The sequence below is a fragment of the Rhizobium viscosum genome (assembly GCF_014873945.1).
Classification (GTDB): domain Bacteria; phylum Pseudomonadota; class Alphaproteobacteria; order Rhizobiales; family Rhizobiaceae; genus Rhizobium; species Rhizobium viscosum.
Genome location: NZ_JADBEC010000001.1, coordinates 1,154,262 through 1,168,207 on the forward strand (window position 1 = coordinate 1,154,262; position 13,946 = coordinate 1,168,207).

The window sequence follows — 13,946 nt, forward strand, 5'->3', positions numbered from 1 at the left end:
GCCGCAGCGTTTAAAACGAAAACGGGCCCTTCTCGGGCCCGTGTCCAAAATGGCGAAGGTTATTTGGATCACTTCATCGTCGGCATGACGAATTCAGCGTCGCCCTTAATGCCTGATGGCCAGCGGGCGGTAACGGTCTTGGTCCGGGTCCAGAACTTGATCGAATCCGTGCCATGCTGATTGAGGTCGCCGAAGCTCGAGGCTTTCCAGCCGCCGAAGGAGTGATAGGCGAGCGGCACCGGGATCGGAACGTTGATACCGATCATGCCGATGTTGATGCGGGAGGCGAAGTCGCGGGCGGCGTCACCGTCACGGGTGTAGATCGCGACACCGTTGCCGTATTCGTGCTTCATCGGCAGGGAGAGCGCTTCTTCATAATTATGGGCGCGAACGACGGACAGAACCGGTCCGAAGATCTCGGTCTTGTAGATTTCCATCTCGGGCGTGACGTTGTCGAACAGGCAGCCGCCGACGAAATAGCCGTTCTCATAACCCTGCAGCTTGAAATTGCGACCATCGACGACAAGCTTTGCGCCTTCTTCGATACCCTTGTTGATCAGGCCCTGGATACGGTTATAGGCATCCTTGGTGACAACCGGACCCATGTCTGCCTTGTCGTCGGTGTAAGGACCGATACGCAGGGACTCGATCTTCGGCACCAGCTTTTCGACGAGACGGTTTGCGGTTTCCTCGCCGACCGGAACGGCAACCGAGACAGCCATGCAGCGCTCGCCAGCCGAACCGTAGCCGGCGCCCATCAGGGCGTTGACCGCCTGGTCCATATCGGCATCCGGCATGATGATCATGTGGTTCTTGGCGCCGCCGAAGCACTGGGCGCGCTTGCCGTTCATCGCAGCCGTTCCATAGACGTAGCGGGCAATCGGCGTGGAGCCGACGAAGGAGACGGCGCTGATATCGGGATCGGTGAGGATCGCGTCGACTGCGGTCTTGTCGCCGTTGACGACGTTGAGGATGCCTGCCGGCAGACCGGCCTCGATCATCAGTTCGGCGAGACGGATCGGAAGGGACGGATCGCGCTCGGAGGGCTTCAGGATGAAGGCGTTGCCGCAGGCGATCGCCGGGGCAAACATCCACATCGGGATCATGCCCGGGAAGTTGAAAGGCGTAATACCGGCGCCGATGCCGACCGGCTGGCGGATGGAGTACATGTCGATGGCCGGACCTGCGCCTTCGGTGAATTCACCTTTGGCAAGATGGGGGATGCCGCAGACGAATTCGCAGACTTCGAGGCCGCGGATGACATCGCCCTTGGAATCCTCGACCGTCTTGCCGTGCTCGCTGGAAAGCAGCGTCGCAAGTTCATCCATGTGCTGGTTCAGGAGATCGACGAACTTGAAGAAGACTCGGGCGCGGCGCTGCGGGTTCGTCGCGGCCCATTTCGGCTGCGCTGCCTTGGCGTTTTCGACGGCGGCGCGCAGTTCCTCGACGCTTGCAAGCGCGACCTTTGCCTGTACTTCGCCGGTCGCCGGGTTGAAGACATCGCTGGTGCGGCCGCTGGTGCCGGCAACCCTCTTGCCGCCGATGAAATGACCGATCTCACGCATGGGTGTTCCTCCTGATCTTTGGATGGCGTAACAATCGCACTTCAATTTGCACAAATCAATGCGCTAGGATAAGCAACCGTTGTGCGTATATTGTAGTTCCATCTCTATAACTGGCGCTCCTGCTTCAAAACTGGAACGGCACGCGGACAAGTCAAAGGGAGGTCGAACCGATGAGCGGAAAACCTATTGTCAGAATGGCGGAACTGGAGATCGATCCGGGTACGATCGAAACTTATCGTGCGCTGCTGACCGAGGAAATCGAAGCATCCATCGCGCTGGAAGATGGTGTCCTTTCGCTGAATGCCGTTTCCATCAGGGATCATCCGAACAAGATCCGCATCCTCGAAGTCTATGCCAACAGGGAAGCATACGAAGCTCATCTGCAGACGCCGCATTTCCTTAAATATAAAAACGAAACATCAGGCATGGTGACATCACTGACCCTCATCGACGTCGACCCGATCGCGATGCGTTCCAAGCAATGAACTGGGCAAAGCCATGAACTGGGACGACGTTCGCATTTTCCTGGCCGTCGCCCGCACAGGGCAGATCCTCGCTGCGTCGAAGAGGCTGGGGCTCAATCACGCCACGCTCTCGCGCCGGCTGACTTCACTCGAAGAGGCGCTGAAAACACGGCTTTTCATCCGCCGGACGAATGGCTGCGAGCTGACCGCAGAGGGCGCAGTCTTTCTTGCCTCGGCTGAGCGGATGGAAACGGAGATGCTTGCCGCGCAGGCCAATCTCGGCCACACCGATACGGCCATTGCGGGAACGGTGCGCGTCGGCGCGCCCGACGGGTTCGGTGTTTCCTTTCTTGCACCACGTATGGGCAGGCTGATCGAGCGCCATCGGGCACTGAAGATCCAGCTCGTGCCGGTGCCGCGCTCCTTCTCGCTGTCGCAGCGTGAAGCGGATATCGCGATCACGTTGGAGCGTCCGGAACAGGGACGGCTCGTCTCGTCCAAGCTGACCGATTACACCCTCGGTCTCTACGCGTCGCGGGATTATCTGGCGCAGCATGGAAAACCCGAAGATGTCGATGCCTTGAAGGCCCATCCGCGCATCGGCTACGTCGAAGACCTGATCTTCACTGCTTCCCTGAATTTCTCTGGCGAGGTGATGCGCAGCTGGGATGCGGGGTTCGAGATCTCGACGGCGATCGGCCAGACCGAGGCTGTACGTTCCGGTGCCGGCATCGGCATCCTGCACGACTATATCGCCCGGCAATATGAGGAACTGGTACGCATCCTGCCGCAGGTGTCCATCCGCCGCGCCTACTGGACGACTTACCACGAAAGCGCGCGCGATCTGGTGCGCGTGCGCAGCGTCATCGATTTCCTGCAGGAACTCGTTGACGAGGAAAGGCAGATCTTTCTCTGAGACATCGGTTTAGGCAAAACCGCTGCAAATTTTTGCTGGAATGGTTCAGAGATGCTTTGCCGGTTCCTCGTTCTCATCAGGGTTGGGAAGCGGCGTTTCATCCGGCAGGCGATCCGGTTCCGGCTCTTTGACCGGTGGCTCCGGCTTCCACCCCGGTGAAGGCATCGGCGGCTGGTCGGGAATAGGTTCGTTCGGGACGGACATGGCCGGTTCCTTTACGATTTCGATATTGGATTATTTGTCGTGCCTGACGGTTTCGCCAGCGTGCACCGGCATGCCGTCGATGATGGCGAAGAGTTCGCCCGATGTGATCGGCTCGCTGGCCTTCAACTTCACGGTGCCATCCTTGCCAAGCAGGAAGGCAGCAAATTCACCTGTGTCAGGCATGTCCAACTCCTGCCGGAGCGCCTCGCCGTCCAGCCCGTCGCCGCTTCCGAAGAGCAGCTTTATGCTCGATCCGGCAAGCTTGAGAATGACCATATCCCGCTCCTCAAGGGCGGCGCGATCGGCAAGCAACTGGTTTTCCTGGCGGGCTGCGCGGGAATTGTCCCGGTCGGCAATCACAATGAAGACGCGGTTCTTCCACTGGAACTGTTCGAGACTGGCGACAGCCGCGTAAGCGGCATTCGTCTCATCGATCTTCGTTGCGCCGTAAAGAAGGGTCTTGGACATACACATACTCCCGTCACCACTGAACGGCGCGGAAGGGCAAGAGTTCCAATATGTCCTTGGAGGGGACGACGGCCGATCAGATAAAGCTGATCGGCCCCGTCGCCTTGTCAAATATGCAGAAAGGCGGAAACCGGAACCTGCAGGGCTGCGGCGATACGCTTCAGCTTTGCCGGATCGGCGCTTTCACCATTTTCGATTTCGAGGATTTCCCCATTGGCCAGACCGCAGGTGACTGCGAGGTCTTCAATGCTGTAGCCAACCGCACTGCGTGCGTCCCTAACCGCTGCAGCCACGTCAATCGGGGAAACAGCGGTGGATTCCTCAATATTCTGAACAGAAATGGACATCAATTTCTCCTTAATGCCTCGGTGGACTGTCCCTACCCCCAGGCGGCAAGCCGCCAGCATTTCGCAACGCAGCGAAAACAATGGGCAATTGCTGCATCGCACCGCACATAAATAGGTAAACTAATGTTAACGGCAATAGCAAAATGCGAGCAGGCATCATTTTAGCGACAAAAAGCGCCGATGCCGTGCATTGCCGACAGAGGAAACCAACTTATGGGAGAGAATGGTACGGTTGGGGGGTCTCGAACCTCCGACCTCAGGTGCCACAAACCTGCGCTCTAACCAACTGAGCTACAACCGCACAATGTCACGCTCGGCGCGACGGGGGTCACATACGAGGACTTGAACTTTAATTCAAGCCCCGATTTGCGCTCAATATACAAAAAGGCTGAACGTGCGGTCCAGCCTTTATTGTCTATCGAGCCTGGCAGGTCAGGCAACCTTGAAGGATGCCATTGCCTTTTCAGCAGCTTCCTTGGAAGGCTTTGCAACCTTCTCGGCTACCTGCTTGGTGGTTTCCTGCAGCGACTTCGCCTGTTCGACGGTCAGCTCAGCCTGCTTGCGCAGGAAAGAGGTCTGCAGTTCGACGAATTCGGCGACGGACTTGACGCCGAGAAGCGCTTCCATGTGCGAGAGCGAGCTTTCAGCGTTGACGCGCAGCGCGTCGATTGCCTTGAGGCCGATTTCGACACTGCCGGCCTGTGCGGTCTGAACCGTTGCTTCGAGCGTCTTGCCGGCTTCTTCGCCTGCAGACTTCAGCTTGGCATAGGCTTCCTTGGACTGCTGAGCACCTTTTTCGGCAAAGTCACGGAAGGACTCAGCCAGCTTGCTCGGGTCGAAAGAGGCGATTGAAAAAACGTCATCGGTCTTTATGGTAGCCATCGGATCGTGTTCCTCTAAGATGGGCAGATCTCATGCCCGCGATAAATTGGATAAGTCTTATATAGGGCATTTTATTGTGCATTGCAACATCATTGTGCGCCGCACAATGCGTTAACCTTTCCGGCCGAAAGCTCCCTGCTCTTCTGGACCGGTCGCAGACCTGCAGTTATTAATAAGCAGTTAATTCTAAAAGGCCGAAAGCGACAGGTTCGATCATGCCCGCAGTCCAGTATCCGTTCATCGATATTGCCGTTCATGCGCGGGTTCGTGAACGATTTTCGCGTGGCGAGGCCATGGTTCTGTTCTCGGGCGACCTTTCGCGCCTGCTATGGGCAAACGGCGCGGGTGCTGAGCTTTTCGGCCATACGGAAGTCTATGATCTGCTCGATCAGGGCGTCAGCCGCGCCGACATCACCTTCCGGCAGCTCGAGGCGACTGCCCGCCAGCTTGGCGAAGTCGGCGACCAGAAAACCTTCGTCATCCGCATCGCCAAGGGCTTCCAGCGCGTTCAGGCCCCGGCATCATCGGAGCTCATCCGTCTCGCTTCGGGCGAGGAGGCCATCCTGTTTTCCGTCCCGGTCTCCACGCGTCCGCTGATGGCAGGCGCAAGTGCTGCGCAGATGCTGCAGGGCCTCGATGACCCGGATACGCATATGGCCGTGATCGGCGCAGAGGGTAACGTTATTGCCGCTTCGCCAGGTTTCGCCTCGCTCGGCATTACACAACAGGCGGCAAGGACGCTCATCACGCTTGCCGGAGCCCATCCGGACCGGCTGGTGAAGCGACCGGTCGCAACCGGCCGTGGCTATTTGCCGGCTGCCGTCGGCAAACTCAACGACGAGCCCGCACTCCACCTTCTCTTCGCCGTCGAAACGGCGATCGGACACCTCGATCCGATCGAACCCTCTACCGATGCCGAAGAGTCAACCCCGCAGGAAATTACATCAGAAGACGCCGCAGCCGATGAAATCGCCGGTGTCGCCGCACATGTGGCCGGCTTTACCGAAGCCGAAGCGATCGACGCCGTTTCCGGTATCGAAGAAGTCGAGGAGACACTGGAGGACATCACCGGCGAAGCCGAGGAATCGGTTGAGGTCAAATCCCAATCCGAACCGCTGGTAGACGAGAATATTTCCGAGCCTGAAACGGCCGTCGTCGAAGACTCCGGCGAGCAGCTGGATCAGCCGAGCGAAGCTTTTGTCTCGGCGGATGAAACCATGGAGCCAAGCGCAGAAGCTCCTGTCGCCGAGCAGGTTGAGCCGGCCGCTTCCGTCGCCGAAAACTTCGCGGCAGCACCGGTGGTTTCGGAAGCGCCTGAAAGCGCTCCGAAGAGCAGCTTCGTCTTCAGGCCGAACAGCCGCGCCACTCGATTCGTTTGGAAGATCGATGCGGAAGGCCGCTTCAGCGAAGTTTCGCATGAATTCGCCGAGGCCGTCGGCCCACATGCGAGCAACATCATCGGCAGCGCTTTCTCCGACGTTGCCGCCCTCTTCAATCTCGATCCGGAATCAAAACTCTCCGAAGCCTTGGCGCGGCGCGATACCTGGTCCGGCAAGACGATCTACTGGCCGATCGAGGGCACGAGCCTCGTCGTGCCTGTCGATCTCGCCGCCCTGCCGACCTATACGCGCAACCGCGACTTCGATGGTTTCCGCGGCTTTGGCGTGGTGCGCCTGTCGGACGCCCAGGAAGATCCTCTGGCACTCGGACTGACGCTCGGACCAGACGGCATCGGCCATGATGCCGCCTATCTTGGCCCGGTCGATGAAACGGCTGAAGAAGCTGAACTGCCGAAAGAGCATTCTAAAGAAATTGTCGAAGCTGCGCCGCAGGCCGAAGATGCAGTGAATCCAGTGCCTGCTGTCGAAGAAGACACCGGACCGGAAGTGGAAGCCGCGACAGAAGTAACCACCCCGGAGGAGACGGCAGCAGCAGAACCTGTCGCCAAGGAACAGTCCGCCGCTGAGCCTGATGCTGCCGAGCAGCGGGAAGAGCCGCCGGCGTTGCGCCTTTCCGAAACGCCGAGCCGCCGCTTCACCGACAAGATCGTGCAGTTGCACAGTGCCAGCAGCGGTCTGACGGCTGCCGAGCAGGCGAATTTCCGCGAGATCGCCAAGCGCCTCGAAGCCTTCGGCGCGCGTAGCGAAGAGCCGGCCGCGCAGCCGGAGCCTGATGCTGAGCAGGAAGCGGTCGCCGAGGAAGTTGTTGCCGAAACTTCCGTCGTCGAGCAGGCTGCACCACAGGAAGCGATCTACGAAGCCGCAGCAGAACCGCCTGCTGCTGAGGCGGAAGACAACGTGACCGAAGGCCTGCAGGAGACGGTCAGCCAGATCGAGGTTCTGACCAGCTTCATTCCGCCACGTGTGAAGATGACGGACGGCCTTTCGGCTGCGACCGTCGATCTGCTGCCTGTTGCTGTGCTGATCCATGCCGGCGATCAGCTGATCCATGGCAATCCGGAATTCCTGCGGCTGACGGGCTACGATTCCGTCGAGGCCCTCTCCGAAGTAGGTGGCATCGATGCATTGCTGCAGCGCCACGACCTCGAAAACGGTTCGGGCACGATGATGCTCGTCAAAGCTGACGACAGGCTTGTACCGGTCACGGCCCGTCTGCAATCGGTTCGCTGGGAAGATTCCAATGCCCTCATGCTGGCGCTGATGCCGGTCGAAAACCGGGAAGAAGGCAGAGGCGAGGTTATCCGGCTCGACCAGCGCTCCGACCGGATGGTGGAAAAGGTCGCCAAGCTGCAAGTCGAGGTGGAGGAGCTGCGCTCGATCCTGGAGACGGCAACCGACGGCGTCGTCGTCATCGGCACGGAAGGCGATATCCGCTCGATGAACCGCTCGGCAAGCGCCCTCTTCAACTACGACGAGGAGGAAACGCGCGGCAAACCCTTCGTCATGCTGTTTGCGCATGAGAGCCAGAAGGCGGTGCTCGACTATCTGCACGGGCTTTCCGGCCACGGAGTGGCAAGCGTGCTGAACGACGGACGCGAGGTAATTGGCCGCGAGGCCGCCGGCGGTTTCGTGCCGCTGTTCATGACCATGGGCCGCCTGACCTCATCCAACGGCTATTGTGCCGTCATCCGCGACATCACCCAGTGGAAGCGCACCGAAGACGAGTTGCGCAATGCCAAGGGTGCAGCCGAAACCGCCAATGCCCACAAGACAGATTTCCTTGCGCGCGTCAGTCATGAGATCCGTACGCCGCTCAACGCCATCATCGGCTTTTCAGATATGATGGCGAGCGAACGCTTCGGGCCGATCGGCCACCCGCGCTATATCGAATACGCAAACGACATCGGCCGCTCCGGCCGGCATGTCCTCGACATCGTCAACGACCTGCTCGATATTTCTAAGATCGAAGCGGGCGAGATGGATCTCGACTTCGCCTCCGTCGGCCTCAACGACGCGATCTCGGAAGCAGTGGCACTGGTGCAGCCGCAGGCAAACAGCCAGCGGGTCATCATCCGCACGGCCCTTTCGCAGTCGGTGCCCGATGTCGTTGCTGACCTGCGCTCGATCAAGCAGATCGCACTGAACATCCTGTCGAACGCCATCCGCTTTACGCCATCAGGCGGACAGATCGTCGTTTCCACCTCCTATGAGGCGAACGGCAGCGTGGCGATGCGGGTGCGCGATACCGGCATCGGCATGACGCGCAGCGAGCTCGATCAGGCGATGAAGCCATTCCGCCAAGTTTCGTCCACGCAGTCGCGCCATCGCGGCGACGGCACCGGTCTCGGCCTGCCGCTCACCAAGGCGATGGTCGATGCCAACAGGGCGATTTTCTCGATCAATTCCGCGCCGAACGAAGGCACGCTGGTGGAAATCACCTTCCCGTCGCAACGCGTGCTGGCGGGCTGAGGCATCTATTTTCACGCGTTCCGGACGCAAAACCGCCGGACACTTTTGCCGGAATTACTCTTCAAAGAAAAGGCAGCCAATGGCTGCCTTCGAGAGTTGGTGCTGGTAAAACAAGAGCTTAGTCGATCAACGTCATGTTTCGGGAACCGCAGTTCCAGACCATCTCTTCATGTATGGTCTCCAAGTTGGCTTCACCTTTGACAAACCTTTCTTAACGAAAGGTTTCCAAAGGACAGAATTGATCAACGACAAAAGCTTGTAGTTTAGCAGCCGCTATCAAACCTTCAGCTCTTCCAGCCCGGCAAAGAGCTCGAGCGCCTCGGGATTGGCGAGTGCCTCCTGATTTTTCACCGGCCGGCCGTGGACGACCTCGCGCACGGCAAGTTCGACGATCTTACCGGACTTGGTGCGCGGGATATCGGCGACCGAGATGATCTTGGCCGGCACATGGCGGGGAGAGGCGCCGACACGGATGCGGGTCTTGATCGCCTTGATCAGATCCTCGCTCAAGGTGACGCCAGCCGCCAGACGGACGAAGAGCACGACGCGCACGTCGTCATCCCAGTCCTGGCCGATGCAGAGCGCCTCGGCCACTTCGTCCATCTGCTCAACCTGATTGTAGATTTCCGCCGTGCCGATGCGCACGCCGCCAGGATTGAGCGTCGCATCCGAACGGCCGTGAATGATCAGGCCGCCATGTTCGGTCCATTCGGCAAAATCGCCGTGGCACCAGACATTGTCGAAGCGCTCGAAATAGGCGGCGTGGTACTTGGCGCCGTCAGGATCGTTCCAGAACATGACCGGCATTGATGGGAAGGCCTTGGTGCAAACCAGCTCGCCCTTTTCCCGACGGACCGGCCTGCCTTCGTCATTCCAGACATCGACGGCAAGACCGAGGCCTGCTCCCTGGATCTCACCGCGCCAGACGGGCTGGAGCGGATTGCCGAGCACGAAGCAGGACACGATGTCGGTGCCACCGGAAATCGAGGCAAGCTGAACGTCTTCCTTGATACCTTCATAGACGAAGGCGAAACCTTCAGGCGACAGCGGCGAACCGGTGGACGTGATCAGCCGCAAGCTCGACAGATCATGGCTCGTGCGCGGCGTCAGTCCACTCTTGCGCACGGCGTCTATATATTTGGCCGAGGTCCCGAAAATCGCGAATTTCTCCTCGGCCGCATAGTCGAAGAGCACATTGCCATCAGGCGCGAAAGGCGATCCGTCGAAAAGGCAGAGCGTGGCACCGGAGGCAAGGCCGCTTGCCAGCCAGTTCCACATCATCCAGCCGCAGGTGGTGAAATAGAAAAGCTTGTCCCCCGGCTGCAGGCCACAGTGAAGGCGATGCTCCTTCAGATGCTGGAGAAGTGTACCGCCGGCCGAATGCACGATGCATTTCGGCACGCCTGTTGTGCCCGAGGAAAACAGAATATAGGCCGGATGGGCGAAGGGCAGCTGCACGAAGTCGATCTGCATCGGCTCGTAGGGAGCGATGAATTCGGCAAGCGTCTTGCCACCGGCGGTCTCGCGCGCGACCTCTTCGGCATCGCCGGCATAATGAACGACAATGGTCGGTGCGCCGAGACTCTTTGCGACGTTTGCCACCTTCTGCTTCACGTCCTGGAGCTTGCCATTGTACCAATAGGCGTCGCAGGCGATGAACAGCTTCGGCGCGATCTGGCCGAAACGGTCCAGCACACCCTGCTCGCCGAAATCGGGCGAACAGGAGGACCAGATGGCGCCGATCGAGGCTGCCGCGAGCATTGCTGCTATCGTTTCCGGCATATTCGGCATCATGGCAGCGACACGGTCGCCCTCGCCGATGCCGAGTACGCGAAAACCCTGCTGGAGCTGCGATACAAGCGCGCGCAGGCGATCCCATGACCAGCGGTCTTCGACCTTGTCCTCACCGCGGAAAACGATGGCATCGCCCGGCCCGCTTGCGCTCAGCAGGTTTTCGGCAAAGTTCAGGCGCGCCTCAGGAAAGAAGCGCGCTTCCAGCATGCGGTCGCCATTCACGAGAATATCCGCGCCGCGCTCTCCCTTCACGCCACAGAAATCCCACAAAGCCGACCAGAAACTCTCCCGATCGGCGATCGACCAGGCATGCAGATCCTCAAAGCCTTTCAAGGCGAGACCGAAGTCTCCATTGCAGCGCTGCATAAAAGCATGGATCGGGCTATTTTCGATCCCATCTTTCGTGGGCTTCCAAAGCGGCTGATTTTCCTGCATTCAATCCTCCTCCCCAATGCGGAACTTATAGCATGCTGCATTGCATTATAAAGTGTGCAGCGACGCGATCCGCCGTGCGTGGGATTTGCATATGCCCGGTATTTCATATATCCGGCAAAATCAGAAAATAACGGGGTAACCGGCTGAAGTTCCGGCGGAGCTCATGGGTACGTCAAGACAAGGCAGATGGCGAAAAAGGATCGGCCCCGTCTCACGCTGGCTGCCGGCATTTGCCCGTGTCTCCACCATCATATTGTTAATCGGGCTTGCCTTCTTCCTCGCGCTCAGGATCGCCGCTCCCTATCTTATTTCCACCGGCTTCGTGCGCTCGGGCATCGAGGATGCCCTATCGAAATGGACGGGCTATCACGCGGAGATCAAGGGCAATCCGGTCCTCGAATTCTGGCCGACGCCACGCATTACGCTCAACGACGTCACTATCCGCCAGCCGCGCGGAAGCGGCGACAAATTGCTCGGCCGCATCGAGAGCCTTTCAGCCGATTTCAGCCTGATCGATGCGCTACGCGGCCGCACCCGCTTCCACGAATTTCACCTGCTGAGGCCCAACCTCTCGCTGACGCGTGACGAGAACGGCCTGATCGACTGGAGTTATGCCGGCCTTCTGGCGCGGGCCATCGCAGGTGTGCAGGACAACAACGGCACCGAGATTCTCGCTCCGAAGCTCGACGCCGATATCGGCGCCGTGACGGTGGAAGACGGCACGCTGACCCTGACCGACACACGGACGGGCAATATCTACCACTTCGACAGCGTCGCAGCCGATATCGCCTGGCCGAAGCTGTCGAGGCCAATTTCGGCTGTCCTCATCGCCCGTTTCAACGGCCAGGACCTGAAGGTCGATTTTGCCTCGGCCGCACCACTGCTCGTCTTCGCCGGCAGGAATGCCGAGATGAAGGCCTCGATCGCTTCCAACCTGATGACCGCGCGTTTCCAGGGCGTCGGCAGCATGGTGAGCCTCTCCTCGGTCTCCGGCAATATCAACGCCAGCTTTCCGGATGTGCCGGCCCTCCTGAAATGGTCCGGCAGATCGATCCCGGGGATCGAGTCGTTGAAGAGTGCTTCGATGACCTCGGATGTGTCGTCAGTATCAAACGGCTTCCGCTTCAACAATGTCAGCATGACGCTGAACGATGCGAGCGCCACCGGCGTGATGGATTTCACCGTCGCGACCGGCAAGCGGCCGAAGATCGGCGGGACGCTTGCCTTCGACCAGATGAACCTCAAGCCGTTCCTCGATGCTTTTGCGCTCCGACTTGCCGCCGGCGGCCTGGGCGACATGCTGCTACCGAGCCCTCTCGGACCGCTGCAGCTTCTCGATCTCGATGTGCGGCTTTCGGCGCGACAGGCGCAGATGGGTATCTTCTCGCTTGCTTATGTCGGCGCCAGCGTGATCGTCGCCGGCGAGGAGGCGAAGTTCGATATCGGCGAAAGCCAGTTCGAGGGCGGCGAAATGACTGCCCATCTGGAGGCGACCCGCCGCGATTTCGATGGTGGCGGCAAATTGCAGCTTTCGATCCGCAATGCGGACTTCAATGCGCTGGCCGAGAAATTGCAGCTCAAGGGGCCGCTGCCGCATGCGATCGGCTCCCTCGACCTTTCGCTGGAGACGCCGAAGGCGATCTGGACGACGGGACTTGCCGATGTAACCGGCAAGCTCCGGTTCTGGACGGCAGCGGGCTCCATTCCCGGTGTCGATGTCTACGCACTCCGCACCCAGGCAGCGCAGAAGCCGTTCTTCGCGCTAAGCTCCACTGGAAACGGATCCTTCGCCTTCAGCAAGCTCGATTTTCGGGCCGACTTTGCCAATGGCACAGCGGAAATTCACGATGCGCGATTTGCCGGCTCCGATCAGACGCTGACGCTATCAGGCGTCATCACTTATCAGTCGAACGGACTTGCGCTGTCAGGCGTGCTGGAGGCGATCGATCCGGCAAAAGCGGTCGATCTGCCGCGCCTGCCCTTCTTCATCGGCGGCTCGTGGCCGAACCCTGTCATTTCGCCGGTGCCGCTGTTCAACGCACCCACGAAAACCCAGCCTTAGCGCTTTCCTGGTCAGTTCTAGAGCATCTCCGTTTTTCTTCGAAACACGCAGATGCTCCGTCCCTTTGTCTTCACGCAATTCCGGACGCAAAACCGCTACACGCTTTTGCTGGAATTACTCTACGCGGTCGCCGCCGCAGCCCTCTCATCGCGCTCGCGCTGCACTTCGCGACGCTTGGTGACGACAGATGCGCAGATGACGCCAACGGCCACGACGGCGATCAGGATGGTGCAGACCGCGTTGATTTCGGGCGTCACACCGAGGCGTACCTGGCTATAGATCTTCATCGGCAGGGTGGTTGCGCCCGGTCCTGACGTGAAGCTTGCGATCACGAGGTCGTCCAGCGAAAGGGTGAAAGCCAGGATCCAACCCGAAAAAACGGCCGGAGAGATGATCGGCAGGGTGATTTCGAAGAAAGTGCGCACCGGCGGTGCGCCGAGATCCTGGGCTGCCTCCTCGATCGACTGGTCGAAGCTCAGAAGCCGTGACTGGACGACGACGGCGACGAAACACATGGTCAGCGTCGTATGCGCCAGCGTGATGGTCCAGAAGCCGCGGTCGAAACCGATTGCAACGAAGAGCAGCAGCAACGACAGGCCGGTGATGACCTCCGGCATGACGAGCGGTGCATAGACCATGCCCGAGAAGAGCATGCGCCCCCGGAAGCGCGTGTAGCGCACCAGCGTCAGCGCTGCCATGGTGCCGAGGATGGTTGCGAATGTGGCCGATAGCAGGCCGACACGGATCGTCACCCAGGCTGCATCGAGCAAGGCCTGGTTCGAGAGCAGCGAGACATACCATTTGGTTGAGAAGCCGCCCCAGACGGTGACAAGCTTCGACTCGTTGAAGGAGAAGACCACCAGAAGCACGATCGGCAGGTAGAGGAAGGCAAAACCCAGCACGACAGAGATGATGTTGAAACGGGTCCATCTCAGCATGG

General features: G+C 59.6%; 11 protein-coding genes and 1 tRNA gene. 4 read left to right on the forward strand and 8 right to left on the reverse strand.

The genetic code is table 11. The features are described 5' to 3' along the window. Positions 1 to 68: 68 nt before the first annotated feature. Entirely contained in the window at positions 69 to 1,565 is a 1,497-nt protein-coding gene (locus H4W29_RS05840; protein ID WP_192728090.1) for a CoA-acylating methylmalonate-semialdehyde dehydrogenase, read from the reverse strand. 170 nt (positions 1,566 to 1,735) lie between these two features. Between H4W29_RS05840 and H4W29_RS05845 the strand changes: the two genes are divergently transcribed. Both H4W29_RS05845 and H4W29_RS05850 read left to right on the forward strand, forming a co-directional pair. After that, positions 1,736 to 2,050 (forward strand): putative quinol monooxygenase, encoded by a 315-nt coding sequence (locus tag H4W29_RS05845; RefSeq protein ID WP_192728091.1) that lies wholly within the window; start codon positions 1,736 to 1,738, stop codon positions 2,048 to 2,050. Between the two features lie 13 nt (positions 2,051 to 2,063). Then, on the forward strand, positions 2,064 to 2,945 hold the full coding sequence (locus H4W29_RS05850) for a LysR family transcriptional regulator (RefSeq protein ID WP_192728092.1): 882 nt from the start codon (positions 2,064 to 2,066) through the stop codon (positions 2,943 to 2,945). Positions 2,946 to 2,990: 45 nt separating this feature from the next. Here the strand turns inward: H4W29_RS05850 and H4W29_RS05855 are convergent, their stop codons facing one another. From H4W29_RS05855 to H4W29_RS05875, 5 genes are all read right to left on the reverse strand, one after another. Next, positions 2,991 to 3,149, reverse strand: a complete 159-nt coding sequence (locus tag H4W29_RS05855) for a hypothetical protein (protein WP_192728093.1) — start codon at positions 3,147 to 3,149, stop codon at positions 2,991 to 2,993. Between the two features lie 30 nt (positions 3,150 to 3,179). Then, a complete protein-coding gene (locus H4W29_RS05860; protein ID WP_192728094.1) occupies positions 3,180 to 3,617 on the reverse strand; it encodes a DUF4174 domain-containing protein in 438 nt (145 codons plus the stop codon). A 107-nt stretch (positions 3,618 to 3,724) separates the two neighbouring features. After that, positions 3,725 to 3,964 carry a helix-turn-helix domain-containing protein gene (locus H4W29_RS05865; protein ID WP_192728095.1) on the reverse strand — a complete coding sequence of 80 codons (240 nt, stop codon included), beginning with the start codon at positions 3,962 to 3,964 and terminating at the stop codon, positions 3,725 to 3,727. A gap of 224 nt (positions 3,965 to 4,188) precedes the next feature. Then, positions 4,189 to 4,265, reverse strand: a tRNA-His gene (locus H4W29_RS05870). Between the two features lie 131 nt (positions 4,266 to 4,396). Next, a complete protein-coding gene (locus tag H4W29_RS05875) occupies positions 4,397 to 4,846 on the reverse strand; it encodes a phasin (RefSeq protein ID WP_192728096.1) in 450 nt (149 codons plus the stop codon). 215 nt (positions 4,847 to 5,061) lie between these two features. Between H4W29_RS05875 and H4W29_RS05880 the strand changes: the two genes are divergently transcribed. Further along, positions 5,062 to 8,715: a sensor histidine kinase gene (locus H4W29_RS05880; RefSeq protein WP_192728097.1), complete on the forward strand. Its 3,654-nt coding sequence runs from the start codon at positions 5,062 to 5,064 to the stop codon at positions 8,713 to 8,715. Positions 8,716 to 8,991: 276 nt separating this feature from the next. On the opposite strand, the gene H4W29_RS05885 is transcribed toward H4W29_RS05880, so the two are convergent. Then, positions 8,992 to 10,944, reverse strand: coding sequence for an acetoacetate--CoA ligase (locus H4W29_RS05885; protein WP_192728098.1), 1,953 nt, complete (start codon positions 10,942 to 10,944; stop codon positions 8,992 to 8,994). Between the two features lie 163 nt (positions 10,945 to 11,107). On the opposite strand from H4W29_RS05885, the gene H4W29_RS05890 reads away from it, so the two are divergent. Then, entirely contained in the window at positions 11,108 to 13,006 is a 1,899-nt protein-coding gene (locus H4W29_RS05890; protein WP_192728099.1) for an AsmA family protein, read from the forward strand. A gap of 119 nt (positions 13,007 to 13,125) precedes the next feature. On the opposite strand, the gene H4W29_RS05895 is transcribed toward H4W29_RS05890, so the two are convergent. Further along, entirely contained in the window at positions 13,126 to 13,944 is an 819-nt protein-coding gene (locus tag H4W29_RS05895) for an ABC transporter permease (protein ID WP_183728734.1), read from the reverse strand. Positions 13,945 to 13,946 lie beyond the last annotated feature (2 nt).